The organism is Bacteroidota bacterium (assembly GCA_016194975.1).
Taxonomy (GTDB): domain Bacteria; phylum Bacteroidota; class Bacteroidia; order Palsa-965; family Palsa-965.
The window spans coordinates 73,452-91,695 of record JACQAM010000009.1; the positions used below are offsets into that span (position 1 = coordinate 73,452).

15 protein-coding genes are annotated in these 18,244 nt (G+C 44.2%); 8 read left to right on the forward strand and 7 right to left on the reverse strand.

The annotated features are described in order from the left end of the window. Positions 1–26 precede the first annotated feature (26 nt). Positions 27–1,532: a VWA domain-containing protein gene (locus HY064_08110; protein ID MBI3510613.1), complete on the forward strand. Its 1,506-nt coding sequence runs from the start codon at positions 27–29 to the stop codon at positions 1,530–1,532. Positions 1,533–1,777: 245 nt separating this feature from the next. Next, positions 1,778–2,095, forward strand: a complete 318-nt coding sequence (locus tag HY064_08115; protein ID MBI3510614.1) for a hypothetical protein — start codon at positions 1,778–1,780, stop codon at positions 2,093–2,095. 95 nt (positions 2,096–2,190) lie between these two features. On the opposite strand, the gene HY064_08120 is transcribed toward HY064_08115, so the two are convergent. The 3 genes from HY064_08120 to kynU all read right to left on the reverse strand — a co-directional run bounded on the left by HY064_08120 (position 2,191) and on the right by kynU (position 6,162). After that, positions 2,191–3,366: a Fic family protein gene (locus HY064_08120; protein MBI3510615.1), complete on the reverse strand. Its 1,176-nt coding sequence runs from the start codon at positions 3,364–3,366 to the stop codon at positions 2,191–2,193. 87 nt (positions 3,367–3,453) lie between these two features. Beyond that, complete coding sequence (locus HY064_08125; protein MBI3510616.1) at positions 3,454–4,806, reverse strand: FAD-dependent monooxygenase; 1,353 nt, start codon at positions 4,804–4,806, stop codon at positions 3,454–3,456. A gap of 87 nt (positions 4,807–4,893) precedes the next feature. Continuing rightward, positions 4,894–6,162 (reverse strand): kynureninase, encoded by a 1,269-nt coding sequence (kynU, locus tag HY064_08130; protein ID MBI3510617.1) that lies wholly within the window; start codon positions 6,160–6,162, stop codon positions 4,894–4,896. A 132-nt stretch (positions 6,163–6,294) separates the two neighbouring features. Between kynU and HY064_08135 the strand changes: the two genes are divergently transcribed. Next, positions 6,295–7,533, forward strand: coding sequence for a T9SS type A sorting domain-containing protein (locus tag HY064_08135; protein MBI3510618.1), 1,239 nt, complete (start codon positions 6,295–6,297; stop codon positions 7,531–7,533). A gap of 59 nt (positions 7,534–7,592) precedes the next feature. Further along, positions 7,593–8,885 carry a glutamate-1-semialdehyde 2,1-aminomutase gene (gene hemL / locus HY064_08140; GenBank protein MBI3510619.1) on the forward strand — a complete coding sequence of 431 codons (1,293 nt, stop codon included), beginning with the start codon at positions 7,593–7,595 and terminating at the stop codon, positions 8,883–8,885. On the opposite strand, the gene HY064_08145 is transcribed toward hemL, so the two are convergent. Next, positions 8,865–9,755 (reverse strand): hypothetical protein, encoded by an 891-nt coding sequence (locus HY064_08145; GenBank protein ID MBI3510620.1) that lies wholly within the window; start codon positions 9,753–9,755, stop codon positions 8,865–8,867. The two genes, hemL and HY064_08145, sit on opposite strands and share 21 nt — an antisense overlap. Then, positions 9,752–10,384, reverse strand: coding sequence for a hypothetical protein (locus HY064_08150; protein ID MBI3510621.1), 633 nt, complete (start codon positions 10,382–10,384; stop codon positions 9,752–9,754). Before HY064_08150 ends, HY064_08145 begins: the two co-directional genes overlap by 4 nt. Positions 10,385–10,549: 165 nt before the next feature. Here HY064_08150 and gcvP point away from each other — a divergent pair, with 165 nt between their 5' ends. The 3 genes from gcvP to HY064_08165 all read left to right on the forward strand — a co-directional run bounded on the left by gcvP (position 10,550) and on the right by HY064_08165 (position 16,027). Then, a complete protein-coding gene (gene gcvP / locus HY064_08155) occupies positions 10,550–13,405 on the forward strand; it encodes an aminomethyl-transferring glycine dehydrogenase (GenBank protein ID MBI3510622.1) in 2,856 nt (951 codons plus the stop codon). 128 nt (positions 13,406–13,533) lie between these two features. Next, on the forward strand, positions 13,534–14,550 hold the full coding sequence (locus HY064_08160; protein ID MBI3510623.1) for a T9SS type A sorting domain-containing protein: 1,017 nt from the start codon (positions 13,534–13,536) through the stop codon (positions 14,548–14,550). Between the two features lie 127 nt (positions 14,551–14,677). Beyond that, positions 14,678–16,027, forward strand: a complete 1,350-nt coding sequence (locus tag HY064_08165; GenBank protein MBI3510624.1) for a T9SS type A sorting domain-containing protein — start codon at positions 14,678–14,680, stop codon at positions 16,025–16,027. A 61-nt stretch (positions 16,028–16,088) separates the two neighbouring features. Here the strand turns inward: HY064_08165 and HY064_08170 are convergent, their stop codons facing one another. Both HY064_08170 and HY064_08175 read right to left on the reverse strand, forming a co-directional pair. After that, positions 16,089–16,853, reverse strand: a complete 765-nt coding sequence (locus tag HY064_08170) for an ABC transporter ATP-binding protein (GenBank protein MBI3510625.1) — start codon at positions 16,851–16,853, stop codon at positions 16,089–16,091. After that, positions 16,850–17,599 (reverse strand): ABC transporter permease, encoded by a 750-nt coding sequence (locus HY064_08175; protein ID MBI3510626.1) that lies wholly within the window; start codon positions 17,597–17,599, stop codon positions 16,850–16,852. The genes HY064_08170 and HY064_08175 overlap by 4 nt, the downstream gene beginning before the upstream one ends. Positions 17,600–17,699: 100 nt before the next feature. Here HY064_08175 and HY064_08180 point away from each other — a divergent pair, with 100 nt between their 5' ends. Then, positions 17,700–17,861 (forward strand): hypothetical protein, encoded by a 162-nt coding sequence (locus HY064_08180; protein ID MBI3510627.1) that lies wholly within the window; start codon positions 17,700–17,702, stop codon positions 17,859–17,861. Positions 17,862–18,244 lie beyond the last annotated feature (383 nt).

Genomic DNA, 18,244 nt, shown 5'->3' on the forward strand with positions numbered 1-18,244 from the left:
GGAATAATTGAACTGAAAATAGCTGCGTGAAAACATTTTTTACTGATTCCATTCCACAAATAATTGCAACTATTTTTTGTTGCGTGAATTCTTATTTTCTCACTGCGCAGAATGGAAACCTTGTCATCAATCCGAGTTTCGAATCAAGCACAACTCCGCCGATAAAAACCTGGATCCCGTGGATGCATGCAGGCGATACTATTGTTCCGGGCTGGACAACTCCCAATGGAATGTCGTCCGATTATTTCAATTCAGATATTTCTTCCTGCGATGGAGTTCCCATCGTATTGGCAAGAACAGGGCAGGGCAGATGTGGATTGATATTCGGAAGAGAGGATTATTCCAGTGGAGAAGATGATAATTATCGTGAATATGTGCAGGGAAGTTTTTCGCATCCGCTCGTTGCCGGAAAAAAATATTCAGTGAAATTTTATGTGGCGCTCGATCGTTCCAGCAATAAAACTGTAAAGGATGTGGGCTGTTTTATTACAAAAGATCCGGGAAGGCCACATGCACTTGTTCTCGATCCGCAACTTGACACCAACAAACTGAAAGCGGCTCAATGTCCGTGGTGTCCGCAGGATATGATGCTGGATTTTCTTGCAAATCCGCAGATCGTGGATGATGAATACATCAGTGCTTCTGACGGATGGGTGAAAATTTCCGGGATCTATACAGCAACGGGCGGAGAAAAATATATCACGATCGGAAATTTTTCGCATTCGAAATACAAATCAATTGCTGCATACAACGACACGGTTCGCTCGTCCGATCATATTCGCCGCAGCGCTTACTTCTGGCTCGACGATGTTTCTGTTACGCTTTACGATAGCACTGCCTATAAAAACACGATGGAAGATCCGGGAGATTATTATTTATTTCTTCTCGATGTATCGGGCTCCATGAAATTTTCGGATCATCTTGAGTTGATGAAAAATGAAATAAAAAAATTTGCTGATAGTCTGAACCCCGATAACAATATCGGCCTCCTTGCTTTTTCAGATCATTGCAATTTGCTTCTTCCGTTCACACCTGCGACAGATTCCCGGCGCATCGATACGATGATCGGCAAACTTGTTGCCGGCGGAGTTACCGATGGTGATCTTGCCATTCGCACCGTGAGTTGGTTCCTGGATTCGCTGCAACTTCAATCACGTTGCCACATCATCATGGCGACGGATGGAATTTTTGAAATAAAAACAACAACGATGGAACTTGCCGATTCTCTTTTGGGAAAAGACAGTGCGGATCTTTGCGTTTTGCAATTCGGCAATAAAAGAAATGTTGATCTCCGGAAAATTTCTCAGTCAGTTCCTGGCAGCAAATATGTGAGTGTGCATCACGAAAAAAATATTGCTGCAATTCTCGACAAGCAACTTCCGCCGTCAAATGCAGCCGATCGCCCGCGAAGAGATCCGGATGCAGTTTATTACACGAGCACGCTCGAACTTCTTTACGAGAATATGCGCGCCTGCCCGCAGTGTTATCCCAATACTTCGCGCAGAACCTGGTGGAAAATTTATCATGAGTGACGGAAAGATTCGAGATTTGAGATTGGGAATTTGAGATTTGAGATTCAGGATTTGAAGGCTTGGAAGAGTTATCCGATAATTTATTGTAAGCAGTGTTCAAATTTCAAATCTTCGAATTATTAATTAACTCCGGATTATGCGCGTGATCAGTTTCTTTCCCCTATTTAACAAAATAAAAAACCGAATAATGAAGTTTGCGATTCCTAAACCGTAACTTGTGAACTTAACTAAAATCCCAAACCAATATGAAAAAGATTATTTTTTCTGCAATCGGCTTTGCAACACTGACCGCCGCAGTTCTTATCGGCAGTTCTTTTACTGCAAACAAAAAAACAAATGTGTCGGGCGAAATTGAATTCAGGGTGACGAATAACACCGGAAGTGAATTCGAATATTGTGTGAACGGCGGGCATAATGATATAGATAACGGATCGACAAAAATTTTCGACTACGAACCGGGCCAGGAGTTTTATCTTGTTGAGAATGATAATTGCGGGCATCTTTGGTTTAAAGTAACCGACGATATGGCGGGAAAAACCTATAATGTCACAGATTTGAAATAATTCAGAGTTTCAAAAAAAACAAAAACGGGCTTGCAGCAATGCAGCCCGTTTTTTTTTATAAAAAAAATAATTTCCCATTCTGCGAATTGTCGTTCTCACTTCCTGAAAAGTTCCATGTATTCTTCAAATACAAATATTCTGTTCCTTCTGAATCCTGTTCTCTCTTTCAGAATTTTCAGTCGCACGAGATCTTTCGCGAGCGCATGAGCAGTTGGTTTCGAAACGCTGAGTTCATCCATGAATTCACTGGCGTTGATGATCGGTTTCTGCAATAAAAAATGCAGCGCCTTCATCGCGAGTGGAGCGCGTTTGCCGAGTTTCGGAATTCTCTTCTGTTCAATGTTCGCTTTCAACGCGACGATCGCTTTCAGTGTAGCCGTGCTTTTATCTGCGGTCTCAATTATTCCGGTGAGAAAAAAATTCAGCCAGTGCGAAAGATCATTTCCAGTGTGCGCGCGCGTGAGATGCTCGTAATACAAACCGCGATTGCGTTCGAAATAATCAGAAAGATAAAGCGCAGGTTTTTCCAGCACTTCTTTGTCCACGAGATAAAGTGTGATGAGCAATCTTCCGATACGTCCGTTGCCGTCGAGAAACGGGTGAATGGTTTCGAACTGGTAATGCGCAATGGCAATTCGAACCAAATGCGGAACACTGATCGAATCGTTGTGCAGGAATTTTTCGAGATCGCTCATCAGTTCTTCCACGTGTGAAGCTTGCGGAGGAACGAACACTGCATTCTTAGGAGAGGAACCACCGATCCAGTTCTGCGATCTGCGAAATTCCCCCGGCGATTTATTTTTTCCCCGCCTGCGTAGCGCAGACCTGAGCTTCGGCGGGCAGGCCCGCACGCCGCGCATGAGCACACGATGCGTATCACGCAACAGGCGTTTCGACAACGGAAGTTTTTTCAGCGAGTTCATCGCCGACTTCAATGCGCTTATATAATTCTGTACTTCCTGCCAGTCGTCGCGCAGTTCCGGATCCACTTGTGTTTTCTCAAGTACAGTATCATCCATGAATGTCTGCGTTCCTTCGATGCGGCTGGAAGTGGTCGCTTCTTTCGCTACGTGCATGCGAATGAAAAGATCTGCATCGGGAAGCACTTCGCTGTGGGCATTCAATGCGCTGAGCTTGGCAGTGGCTTTCTCGAGAAGCGTATGGATCTCCGGTGCATGAATTTCCCAGGGATGATTCACTTTCTCCGGGAGGAAGAATTTGTAATCATCGGCGCTGAGGTATTTGCCCGCACGGAAGTCTTTGATGTCCATAGGACAAAGTTAACTATAAAAATCTATAGTTAAACATGTGTGATAAAGATTAACTAAGGAATTCTGTGGTTAAAGATGGGGAAATGCTCAGATCCTGGAGAGGATCGCCTTCTCCACTTCTTCCGTCTGAAAATTATTCTCAATTCCGGGAATGCCCGCCATCACTTCCTGCATGATCTGTTCATTGCGCATACCACGTTCTTTCGCTATGGAATATCGAATGTCCGGACGATATGTGACCATCGTGTATTGCGGGATCCATTTGTCCGGATGTTTTTCGGAAAACCACGCTTCAATTTTTTTCTGCAGAATAAATTTCGCATCCGCTGTTTTGTCGCGCATCTCCACAAAATTTCCGATGGCAAGATCCGCTACAGCATCTCCGTCGGGTTTTCGTAACTGCTGATATTCTTCCATGATATCGTGCCAATTCTCTTTGTGTTTATCAATGAGTTCGTTCAACACCACGCAATCTTCAAATCCGCAATTCATGCCTTGTCCATAGAATGGAACGATCGCATGTGCAGCATCACCGATCAATGCGAGTTTGTCATCGAACGTCCACGGAAAACATTTTACGGTGACGAGTGAGGCAGTTGGATTGTGCATGTAATCTTCGATCAGCGTTGGCATTAATGGAATGGCATCGGGAAAAGTTTTTTCAAAGAATGCTTTTACATCTTCTTTCGTTTTGATATTCCCGAATGAATTTTCTCCTTCAAATCGCATGAAGAGTGTACAAGTGAATGTTCCGTCAATATTCGGCAGCGCGATCATCATAAAATCTTTTCTCGGCCAGATGTGCAGCGCGTTTTTCTCCATGAGAAATTCGCCGTTTGGTCCTGAAGGAATGTGCAATTCTTTATAGCCGTGCTCGAGATAGAACTGGCGATACTCAAAACGATCGTGCCCGAGCATTGCGCTCAATCGCGCAGCGGAGAATGCGCCGTCACTTCCGAAAACGAGATCGCTCGTCACAGAATGTTCTTCTTTGGAATTTTCATTGGTGAATTTTGAAATTCCTTTTCGTGAATCGACAGCAGTGCAGAATTCGCTGAAATTTATTTTCACATTGCTCATTGATTCCGCGAGATCCATCAGCTTCATATTTATTCCCGCACGAGAAACAGAATTGATGAACTGTCCTTTCTTTCCGTACGGCTGAAAATTTGTAGAACCATCCTGCGCGTGAATGAAACGTCCGTGCATGGGAATGGCAATTTTCCTGATCTCATCACCAATGCCAACTCCGTCGAGTCCGCGCAAACCACGATCGCTCAATGCGAGATTGATGGATTTTCCCGCGCTCATTTTATTCTTGCGCATATCCGCGCGACGCTCGTACACATTCACATTATACCCGCGCTTCGCGAGATAAATGGAGAGGAGAGAACCGACGAGTCCTGCGCCGACAACTGTAATTGATTTTGAATTACTCATAAGGTGGGAACGAATTGCGAATTCATGCGAAAATGCGAATGTGCGAAATATTGAATGGTGTTATGATGATAATTATCAGATTAAATTCTATTTCATTGCTTCTACTAATTTCTCTCCGAATCTCCACACATCTTCAAACGAATTATACAGCGGCACCGGCGCCATACGAATCACATTTGGATTTCTCCAGTCGGGCCATACACCATTGCGCATAAGTTTGTCGAACAAATCGCGCCCGTATCCATGTGCGATCACGCTCACCTGGCATCCGCGCTGCGCCCAGTCGCGCGGGGTGATGATCTCGAGACAATTTTCATGGTCGGTGGAAATGTCATCGATCACGTATTCGAGAAAACCGGAAAGCCGGGTTGTCTTATTACACAACCTGTCCATTCCCACCTCATCAAAAATTTCCAGTGCCGCATTGTGGGCCGCCATAGAAAAAACAGGAGCATTGCTCAATTGCCATCCTTCTGCGCCGGGAATAGGAACGAATCCCTTTTCCATTTTAAAACGCACATCTTTATCATGTCCCCACCATCCGGCAAAACGTTTCAACTCTGTGTGCGCATGTTTTTCGTGAATGAAAACTCCGCCCACACTTCCGGGGCCACTGTTGAGATATTTGTAAGAGCACCAACACGCAAAATCCACATTCCAGTCGTGGAGATGTAAAATAATATTTCCTGCAGCATGAGCAAGATCGTAACCTACATACGCGCCCGCCTTGTGCGCAGCCGTTGTGATCGTTTTCATGTCGAACACCTGGCCGCTGTAATAATTCACTCCACCGATGAAAACGAGTGCGAGTTCGTCTTTATGTTTTTCGATCGTGGAAATAATATCTTCCGTGCGGATGTTGTGTTCTCCTTCGCGAGGATGCAATTCAATGATCGCATCTTCGGGATCGTATCCGTGAAATCTCACTTGCGATTCCACCGCATATTGATCGGAAGGAAATGCTTTTTGCTCGATGAGAATTTTATAACGCAATCCACGCGGACGATAAAACGAAACGAAAAGAAAATGAATATTCGAAGTGAGTTGATTCATAACTACAACTTCAATTGGTTTTGCTCCAACGAGCCGTGCTGTTTTTTCTGTAAGTAATTCGTGATAGGAATACCAGGGATTCTTCGCGTGAAAATGTCCTTCCACTCCGTGTACTTCCCAATCTTCGAGTTCCTGCTCAATGAATTTCCGAACTGTTTTCGGTTGAAGTCCGAGAGAATTACCGGTAAAATAAACAACATCTTCTCCGTTGAATTGCGGAATATGAAAACGGTCGCGGAATTTTCTCAGCGGATCTTTTTCGTCCTGTTCGCGCGCAAAGGCAATGGTGTTATCGAAATGCATGATGTTTTCTGTAGTGGCAAATATACGAGTGAAGTTCAGGTAATGGCTATGGAGGTTTGGGGTATTGGGAGCATTTGTTTAACTTGAACACCTAATCAAACCAATGAAATGAAAAAAAATTATTTTTTATTAATGATCTTGTTTTCGGTGATGGGGCTTCACGCGCAGCGCACAGAATGCATTACCGATCACAACGAAAATATTAAAAAACAGAATGATGCTGCGTACAGGAATGATCGCGCTGCCTATGAAAATTCTGTTCAGCAATGGATCGCGGCACACGCGGGAAATTCAGTTCAGAGTGTGATCACTATTCCGGTTGTCGTTCACGTCATCTACAAAACTGCAGTACAGAATATTTCCGACAACCAGGTTTATTCGCAGATGCAGGTGCTCAATGAAGATTATGGAAGAACAAATCCCGACACTGTAAATACGCCTTCAGGATTTCAATCTGTTGCTGCGAATACAGGAATTCAATTCTGTCTTGCGCAGGTTGATCCAGGTGGAAATGCAACCACCGGTATCGAACATATTCCTACTGCTGTCACTTCATGGACGCAGAATGACAATGTAAAACATACTTCACTCGGAGGAAAAGATGCGTGGGATCCGACGCGGTATTTCAATATATGGGTTTGCAATTTAGGAGCGGGACTTCTAGCGTACGGAGAATTTCCTACGGGAACCGTGAGCCAGACATTCGGAGCGGTGGTTTTGTATTCTGCATTCGGAAGTAATCACACTTCTTACGGAACTTTTGCAGATATCATGGCGCCTTATGATTATGGAAGAAGTGCGACGCATGAAGTCGCTCATTGTTTTAATCTTTATCATATTTCGCCGAGTAACACTTGCGTGGACAATGACCAGGTGACGGATACTCCCCCGATAGAACTTTTCCCTACCGGGGGATGTCCGGCTTATCCTTTGCTTGATGCATGCAACACGGTTACTCCGGGCGCCATGTTTATGAATTATATGTTTTATGAAGATGATAACTGCATGAATTTATTTACTGCGGGGCAAGCGGTGAGAATGAATGCCGTTCTGAATGTTGCTCCTTACAATTCGCTGGTTACTTCCAATGCGTGTGTGCCACTTGGGATAAATTCTTTTTCAAATGAGAATGAAATTTCGGTTACGCCAAATCCTTCTTCCGGAAAATTTATTCTGAATGTGAAGAAGAATTCCGGTGCGGATATAGTGGTGTATGATAATTATGGAAATCTGGTAATGAAGATTGATCGCGCTGAAGTGGAGAAAGGAATATTTGAAATGGATCTTTCGTCAATGGCGGATGGAATTTATTTTATCCGGATGAATGGGAATGAAGAAGCGGGCGGTAAAAAAATTATCATTTGCCGGTAGTTGGCAGGAACATCTTTCGCAGATTTGCATTTGAATTTAATCAGCGCTAATCCGCGACTATGAAACGATCGAAATCGGAAGAACTTTTTTCCAAAGCAAAAAAATATTTTCCCGGCGGAGTGAATTCTCCTGTGCGCGCATTCCGTTCGGTGGGCGGAACACCGGTATTTATTTCGAAAGGAAAGGGATCGCGTGTGTGGGATGCCGACGGAAATGAATTCATTGATTACTGTTGTTCGTGGGGGCCGCTCATTCTCGGTCATGCGAATGAAGAAGTGGTGAACGCGGTGAAAAAAACAGTGGAGAGCGGAAGTTCATTCGGTGCGCCTACGGAACTGGAAAATAAATTAGCGGAATTAATCCTGTCGAATAATCCGTTCATTGAGAAAATTCGTTTCGTCAGTTCAGGAACAGAAGCCGTGATGAGCGCGATACGCCTTGCGCGCGGATGTACCCAAAAAAATAAAATATTAAAATTCGAAGGATGTTATCATGGCCACAGCGATTCTCTTCTTGTAAAAGCAGGATCGGGGCTCGTTACGTTCGGAAATTCTTCTTCCGCGGGAGTTCCGGAAGTTTTTGTCAATGAAACCATCGTTGTCCCGTTGAATAATATCAAAGCGGTGGAAGAAGCATTTACGAAATTCAAAAATGAAATTGCAGGTGTGATCATCGAACCCGTGCCGGCGAATAACGGGTTGTTGCTACAGGAAAAAAGTTTCCTGGAATTTTTGCGCGATATCACGAAGAGAAATAATTCGCTTTTAATTTTCGACGAGGTCATTTCCGGTTTTCGAATTGGATTCACCGGCGCCGCAGGATATTTTAATATTCATCCTGACATTATCACGTACGGAAAAATAATCGGTGGCGGATTGCCGGTGGGAGCATACGGAGCTTCTGCAGCGGTGATGTCACACATTTCTCCCGATGGAAATGTGTACCAGGCAGGAACATTATCCGGCAACCCGGTAGCGATGGCAGCGGGAATTGCTCAACTGGGACAATGTCTTCAGAAAGATTTTTATTCTTCGCTCGAAAAAAAATGTGAACGACTCGTAAATGGAATCCGCAAATTTGTAAGCGAAAAAAAATATCCCGTAAAAATATTTTCCACCGCATCCATTTTCTGGCTGGCATTCACCGATAAGGAAAAAATTTCTGCCGCCGGGGAGATCGACCCCGCGTCAATGGAAAAATTCAGAAAATTCTATCACGCGCTGCTGGAAAAAGGAATTTACCTCGGCCCATCGGGATATGAGGTCGGATTTATTTCTTCAGCGCATACCGAAGACGACATTGACCGGACCATAACCGCGATCTGTGAAAGTTCAGAGTTGGCCTGCCAGTAAGATCATTCCACCGAGGAGCAGCATCGTGCCATCAATGAGAAACGAAAAATAATATTCGTGCCGTGATGTGGAACTTTTGTAAATGAGAATGGAAGTGATCATGCACCAGAGCGTGTACGCGGGCGCGAAGAGGAGATCACCGGTTTTGAAAAAGAAAAAAATCATCCAGCAAATTCCTGCAGAAAGAAAAAGTGTGAACAAAGCAAGAATAATAGAATTCCTGACACCGATCATCGCCGGGATCGTACTCAGTTTTTTTCCGTCATAATCATTATCACGGATATCGAATGGAATGGTGAGTGAAAATATCAGCAGCCCGATCACAAGCGACCAAAGCAGAATAGGAACAGAGAACCACGCCGAATGCGGAACGTGAGCGGCGGCGGCAGGAAGTAGCGCGCAACTCATCAACCACACTATTGTGATCACAAAAATTTTCGCCCCGGGAATGTCGCGCAACCGCAGCCATTTTCTTTTTCCTGGGATCACCGGAAATGCGTAAGCGAAAGAAAGCGCCGCAGGTATCAGTGCAATGATCTGTGAGCGGAAGAGGAGCCGCGAATACGACCAGGCAAATGCAACGGCAGCTGCAGCGGAAAGTACGGTGAGCAGTATTCGATGTTGCGTGTTCCAGTGATGACGGAAAAATTTCCGGTTGATGCTGTGCTTTTCATAAGCAGAAGGAAGCCGCTGCAGGTTGTACCCGAAAAAAGTTCCGCAGAAAATAAAAATGAAAAGTTCCCGGCGTAGTTGGAAACCGAAAAGATGCTGCGTCACCATCGTGAGCGCCACAGCGCACAGTGCAATGTGAAAATTACCGAACAGGTAGAAATTGAAAATGTATTTCGGAAAATTTCCGCGCGGGTTCATTTTTGGAAACCATTCACCGCACCCGACATCGCGAACCCTGCCACCATTCCTATTCCTCCCCACAGGAGCGTACGAGCGAGTCGGCGCTGGCGTGCGTCTTTTTCATAACCGAGCACATACGTATCGTACTTGATATTCTCCGGGTTGGAAACGCTGCCCGGTTTTATTTTCACCCGGAAAAAAGTGGAAGCGCCGCTGTAAATGAACGGTGGAAGAAACGTGAGGAAAAAACTTTGTGAATAACCGCCTGCTGCGCCGAAAAGAAAAGCACCAGCACACGCCATCCGACAATGATAATAGGCACGTGAATCACGTTCGCCGTAAATGAAATATTTTACTTCCTGGGGTGTGAAATAATTTCCGAAGAGCGTATCCTGTTTGTAGAAAACAGATTCACTTCCGTCTTTCGCATATTTTACCGAGTAAACAAGATCGAGATCCACGAAATCTGCTTTGAAATTTCCTTTCTTGGTCGGTGTGAGAATCTTTAATTGCTCATCGGTGGAATCTTTCACAATTCCCTGAACCGTTTTTCCGCTCATCAGGAAAACAGTGTCGAGAGGAGTGGTTTGTGAATGGAGAAATCCGGCGGAAAATAAAAGGCACAGTATAGAGTAAATCCTGTTCATACAACTTGTCTTGCTTTTTCAAAGATAACGAATCGGAAGTTATTCACCATCGTTGGAAACTCTTCCGCGCTAAATTTCAATTCTCATTATCTTTGTCCGCATTTTTCAAGATGATTTACTGAATAGAAAACGAAAATAATTATCTCTTTCAACACCAACTTCCCAATGGCTACAGATCAATTCTCAAGACGACACATCGGCCCATCCGAACAGGAAAAAAATGAAATGCTCCAGGCGATCGGCGTTTCCGATCTTGATCAGTTGATTAGTGAAGTGATACCTTCCGGCATTCGCCTGAAAAAACCGCTTGCTGTTGCCGATGGTATCAGTGAATTTGAATACCTCCGTGAACTCGAAAAAATTGCCGCGAAGAATAAAATATTTACCAGTTGCATGGGTCTTGGTTATTATGGCACCATTGTCCCGCCGGTCATCCAGCGTAATATTCTCGAGAACCCTGGCTGGTACACCGCCTATACTCCTTACCAGGCAGAGATCTCGCAGGGGCGCCTGGAAGCATTGCTGAATTTTCAAACTATGGTAATGGATCTTACCGCGATGCCAATGGCGAATGCTTCTCTGCTCGATGAAGCCACCGCTGGAGCTGAAGCGATGACCATGCTTTTTGCGAACAGGAAAAAAGATGCAGTGACCCGCGGCGCAAATAAATTTTTTGTAAGCGAAAAATGTTTTCCTCAAACGATTGATGTGCTCCGAACTCGCTCTGCTCCTCTGAATATTTCGATTGTTACAGGCGATCATCATTCATTTGAATTCACCGGTGATTTTTTCGGAGCTATGCTGCAATATCCCGATATCGACGGAGAAATTACGGAACTAAAAAAATTTACAGATGATGCGCATACTGCCGGTTGTGGTGTTGCTGTTGCAACAGATCTTCTCGCACTCGCGATGATCACTCCTCCCGGGGAATGGGGCGCTGATGTGGTATTCGGAAATTCACAGCGATTCGGTGTGCCCATGGGATATGGCGGACCTCACGCCGCTTTTTTTGCAACGCGTGAAGAATTCAAACGTCTTTTGCCGGGAAGGATCATTGGCGTTTCTGTCGACAGCAATGGAAAACATGCGTTGAGAATGGCGCTTCAAACGAGAGAGCAACACATCAAGCGCGATAAAGCAACATCGAATATCTGCACGGCGCAGGCATTGCTTGCGATCATGGCGGGAATGTATGCCGTGTATCACGGTCCTTCCGGCATACGCGCGATCGCTGACGAGGTGCATGCCAACGCGTGTGCGCTTGCAACTGCAATGGAAAAAACAGGATTCATCCGCATCAATAAAAATTTCTTCGACACGGTTTCTTTCCAGGTTCCTTCCGGAAAAAATATCGATGGAATAAAAAAATTGGCAGAAGCTGCGGCAATTAATTTCCGCTATGGAAAAAATTCAATTCACATCAGTCTCGATCAAACCATCCAGGATGCTGATATGGAAAAGATTCTTTCTGTCTTCGGGGTGAATGAAATTGTTGCTGCAAAATCTCCGAATGATAAATCGATCCAGCGTTCCGGAAAAATTCTTTCGCATCCTGTTTTCAATTCTTATCATTCGGAAACAGAGATGATGCGTTACATAAAAAAATTAGAGAACAAAGATCTTTCACTGGTACATTCCATGATTTCACTCGGATCCTGCACCATGAAACTGAATGCCGCCGCCGAACTGATGCCGATCTCCTGGCCTGCATTTGCAAATCTGCATCCGTTTGCTCCGTTGGAACAAGCAGCAGGATATAAGCAGGTAATTGATGAATTGAATGTTGCACTGAGTGAGGTCACCGGTTTTGCGGCAATGTCATTCCAACCTAATTCCGGTGCGCAGGGAGAATATGCAGGTCTTATGGTGATCCGCGCTTATCATGCATCGATGGGAAATTCACATCGCAACCTGGCGCTTATTCCTTCTTCTGCTCACGGAACAAATCCTGCTTCTGCTGCATTGGCAGGAATGGAAATAATAGTGGTGAAATGTGATGAGAAAGGAAATATAGATGTGAATGATCTGCGTGAAAAAGCAGAATTGAATAAGGAAAAACTGAGTTGCCTCATGGTAACTTATCCTTCCACTCACGGCGTTTATGAAGAATCGATCACCGAGATCACATCCATCATCCATCAATTCGGCGGACAGGTTTATATGGACGGTGCGAATATGAATGCGCAGGTTGGATTAACGAGTCCCGGAAATATCGGGGCCGATGTTTGTCATTTGAATTTGCATAAAACATTTGCAATTCCACATGGCGGTGGTGGTCCGGGTGTGGGTCCCATAGGCGTTGCAAAACATCTCGTTCCTTTTCTTCCATCACATCCGCTGATAAAAGCGGGTGGAGAAAAAGGAATAACAGCGGTATCGGCTGCTCCATTCGGAAGTTCACTCATCCTTCTGATTTCTTATGGCTATGTGAAAATGCTGGGAGGAAACGGAATGACGGAATCCACAAAAGCTGCCATCCTAAATGCAAATTACATCAAAGAAAAACTGAAGGGGAATTTCTCGACACTTTATACCAATAAGAATGGACGCGTTGCGCACGAGATGATCCTTGAATGTAGCGAATTCAAACGCACAGCGAAAGTAGAAGTAGGTGATATAGCAAAACGATTGATGGATTATGGATTTCATGCGCCCACAGTTTCTTTTCCGGTGCACGATACATTGATGGTGGAACCCACGGAAAGCGAATCGCGCGCAGAACTCGATCGTTTTTGCCATGCGCTTATCCATATCAGGAAAGAGATCACCGAGATCGCTGATGGAATTTCGGATGTGAATGATAATGTGCTTAAAAATGCACCTCATACTTCAGAGCAAACTACTTCCGATAACTGGAAGCATTCCTATTCACGGGAGAAAGCTGCTTACCCGCTGAGTTGGGTAAGAGAAACAAAATTCTGGCCATCCGTAGGAAGAGTAGATAATGCTCATGGCGACCGCAACCTCATCTGTTCGTGCCTTCCCATCGAGTCTTACATGGAGCCGGCCAGCATTTGACCAACATGTAAACGCGTAAGAATATTTTAAAATAAATTGACGGATCGCAAGAGCATTTTAATTCAGGCAAAGAACAAATAGTTATATTTGTTGCTGTTAACAAAGACCTCCAATAAAAACAAAAACAAATGAAAAAAATCTACACTACCCTTGCTATTCTTGGACTGGCGGGAGCAATGACCGCACAGCAGAGCAATCGCGTAGGACTTCCAAATCCTGGAGTTCCGGTTGCCATCAATCCTAATGTTCATACCCAGGCTATCGGAGATAGTTTATTGTTCACCGATGCAGAATATTGGTATGTGAATCCTACTGATGCTCCAACTTTCACTATCGCTACAGAAGATATTGACGGGCTAGCGCTTGCATCAGGATACGCTTCTGCAGGATACTCTCAGTCATGGGGCGTTTTCTACAGCCTTCTCACTGACGGATCTACTTTCGATTTCCATGAGGCGTATGAAGCACCAACTGATACTGCATTCACACTTTACGCGGTGTCTTGGTTTTCATCACCGGCACAAGCTGACAACTGGCTTGAGTTCGGACCGATCACCATTCCTGCAACCGGTGCGCACATCGCATGGACAGAAAAATGCAATCCTGCTTATCGTGACGGATATTCTGTTCTGTTGAGCACAACAGGTATGGCCAACTATACCGATTTTACCAATCCGGCAATTTATACACGTGCAGATGCTTATCCTTCTCCTACAGAAGCAATGGATACTATCTGGCAATTGAAAACGGTTGATATTCCTGCTTCAATGAATGGTATGCCAATTTATTTCGCTTACCATCACACTGCATTTGATATGGACGTTCTTTACATTGATGACATCAATGTGATCGAAGGACCATTGGGAGTTGCATCTGCTTCTTCAGAACTTTCGATCGGGCAGAACTATCCTAATCCGGCTAATGCTTCAACTACGATCAGCTACTCTCTTACCAAAAACAGCGACGTGGTGTTCAACGTTTACAATGCAACAGGTGCTCTCGTTTATACCGAGAATATGAATAACTCTGCTGCAGGATCGCATAAATTCGATCTGAACACTTCCAACTATGCAAATGGACTTTATTCCTACACTTTCACAGTGAATGGCATGAATTACACGCGTAAGTTTTCTGTTCAGAATTAATCATTGAAATTATTTCAGGAAAGGTGCTCTCAAGGCACCTTTCTTTTTTTAAGTTCTTCCGCTTAACAAAGCTCAATTCCGATTTTCCTATATTTGTATAAACTGAAAAACTGATAAATCCAAAGCCATGAAGAAAATCTACACTCTTGTTGTACTTGCAGCAGGAATTTTCACCGGCGTGAATGCGCAGCAGATCCTCAATGCAGGACAGAATCCTCAACACGCAGCACGCCAGATCCGGATGAAACCCGGAACTGTTCACAGTAGTGCGCGCACTGTTGACCCGAATGTAACTCCACAGAACTGGTCGGGTTGGATCACTTATGCCGATGCAAAAGACAATGACTGGGGCGGAGGAGTATCCGTCCTCAATGCAAATTATCTTTTCCCTGATTCAAATGTTCTAGGAAATTTCGGAACATGGGATTACGTGTGGATCCATAGTCTTGGCGATGTTCTCGACGTGGCTTCTCCATCGTTGAATAATTATTATGGGCCTATCAATGGTTACGCAATGTCGCGTACTGATGCGTATTCGATCGATTCAATGGAGATCGTTTATTCATACGCCCGTAATTATTCCAATCCCGGTGTTGTGGATACACTCATCGTTTATTTGTACAGCAATGGCACATCAGCCAATCTTTACAATAATGGTTTCATCGGTTCTACTGCTGCGAATTACGGAACAGATACCGTAACATTCAAAGGAATGCATTATAACGGAGCAGTGAATATGCCTTCACAATCTTCTACTTCTTATGTAATGCCCACCGGTATGGTAACCTTCAAACTTCCTCTTACCATTGCCGATACTTCTGTTACTTATTGGGGTGCGAAAGATTTCAGCACAAATGGATTCTCTGTTCCCGCTGGAAAACTTGCAGCAGTTGGCGTTGATTTCAAACCCGGCTATCCTTATTCAACCGGCGATACACTCGACACACAACTCAATTCATTCTACTTTGCTTCTTATGAAGAAGGCGGAGCGAATACCTATCCACTGTATCTCGACTGCAATTACCAGGCATCTTCTTGTGATTACGGATGTTCTTTCATCACACGTACGCAAGAGCGTTACAACGAAACCGGAAATTCCTGGAATGGAAATTATATTCCGAAATATGCTTTCACGCAGGCGTATTCGCTGGAGAATCACCTCTTCTCTTACAAGATCACTACTCCTCCTACTGGTATCGCTTCGTATACTGCACCCGGACTTTCACTCGGGCAGAATTATCCGAATCCTGCCAATGGAAACACGATGGTGAATTATTCCATTGCGGATGCAGGCAATATTGTTGTTACCGTGTGTGATGTTACAGGGCAGCAGGTGATGATTTTCAATGAAGGCCACAAAGCTGCAGGAAATTATCAGCTCGAAATGAATACACAGAATCTGAATGCAGGTGTTTATTTCTACACGCTTAACGTGGATGGAAAACAAACAACACGCCGCATGATCGTTGCACAATAATCTTCACGATTCATTCTTACAGAAAAGACCGGTATTCGACCGGTCTTTTTTTTTGAATTTTTTATCCGCCTTTCTCCAATCTTTCGCGGAAAGCTTTAAGGAATTTATTGGCATAAACAAAATCAGAAAGAATTTTATTGTCGGAGCGCAGCACTTCACTTTTAGTTCCTTCCCACGCTTTGTCTCCTTTGTGAAGGAATGCGATCCTGTCTCCGATCTCCAGTACCGAATTCATATCGTGCGTTATGACCACGGTGGTAATGTGAAATTCTTCCGTGATCTCTTTGATCAATTCGTCAATGAGAATTGACCCAAGTGGATCCAGACCGGAGTTAGGTTCATCACAGAAAAGATATTTCGGATTCATGGCAATTGCACGTGCAATCGCAACCCGTTTTTTCATTCCGCCCGAAAGTTCCGCCGGATAAAGTTTCCCTACGTTTGAAAGATTCACGCGGGCAAGGCAAAAATTTGCACGATCATCTTTGTCACTTTCTGACATTTGAGTGAACATAGACAGCGGGAATTTTACATTCTCATCAACCGTCATCGAATCGAACAGTGCGCCACCCTGGAACAGCATTCCTATTTGCTGGCGGATCTCTTTCCGTGCATTGAAATCAAGACGAAGAAAATCTTTTCCGTCAAAGAGAACCTGCCCTTCATCCGGCTGGATCAATCCCGTCATACATTTTATCAATACTGATTTTCCGGTTCCGGATTCGCCAATGATAAGATTGGATTTTCCTTCTTCGAACGTAAAAGAAAAATCGCGGAGGACCACTTTTTCCCCGAACGATTTGCTCAGATGCTTTACTTCTATCATACCAGTAAAAGTTGGGTAAGAATGAAATTGAAGATGAGCAATGTAATGATGCTGTACACCACCGCGCGCGTACTTGCCTGGCCGACTTCGAGCGATCCGCCTTTTGCGTAATAACCATGATACGCGGAAACAGATGGAATGATGAATCCGAATACGATCGTTTTTGTGATCGCATAAAAAACATTGTACGGTCTGAAATCATATTGAATCCCGTAAACAAATTCAAATGGCGTAACTACCCCGGCAGCAACACCAAGTACAAATCCACCGAGATGGCCGAAGAACATACTGATGGTGATGATGAATGGAAAAATAAAAACAGAAGCGAGAATTTTCGGAAGGATCAGAAAATTTGCAGAGTTCACGCCCATCACATCGAGTGCATCGATCTGTTCTGAAATGCGCATGTTACCAATCTCAGAGGCAATGCTCGATCCGACTTTTCCTGCGAGAATAAGACTCACGATGGTTGGAGAGAATTCGAGAATGATCGAATCGCGCGTGGCCACACCCACGGCATAGAGAGGGATCCACGGACTTTCGAAACCGAATGCCGACTGGATGGTGATAACTGCTCCCATGAAAATAGAAATGATGATCACGATCCCGAGAGAGCCAATGCCGATTTCATTGATCTCAAAAAAAACGCGTTTCCACAATACACTTCGTTTATCAGAACGGCGAAACACCTGCCTTAGTAACAGGAAATACCGGCCGAAATGATAGAATAAGATGAGTGGATTCATAAGTGAAAATCAAAAATAAGGATTATTCAACATCGCAAACCGATCCAAAGGCCGGCACAGGCAAATGAAAAAGAGGAGCCGTTTTTGTATCTTTGAATTGATGCGTTCGATCAGAAAAATATTTTTTACTTTTTCATTAGTCGCTTTCTGCAGCATGGCCATGGAAAGTTGCTGGCTGCTTCACGGAAAAAATCATTGCGGCGATTGCCCGAATTTCAGCACGAACGGAAAACCAAAGAAACAAAAGAAGCATCATCACTGAATCGTACAGTGTTCATTTTATCAGTATCAAAAATTAAAATGAATGAAACTGCCCCGGAAATATTTTATTCTCCTCACTGTTTTAGCTTTTTTTTCAGTGGCAAGTTGCAACTTCTTTAAACCCGGCGCCTGGGCACCGCTTCCGACCAAACACGCTGCCGCAAAACAGGAAATGAAAAAAAACAAACACAAATGAACAGGTTCTCGCAATGAAGAATTCTATAAAACAATATTTTCTCTTCCTGCTTATCCTTTCATTTTTGTCAATGTCAATGCAAAGTTGCCGCCTCTTTCATAAAAATATTTGCACGACTTGTGGAGTGGGTGATGGCACCAAAGAGAAAAAAGGAACGCATCACAACTGGCGCTGATTTTCCCCGTAGT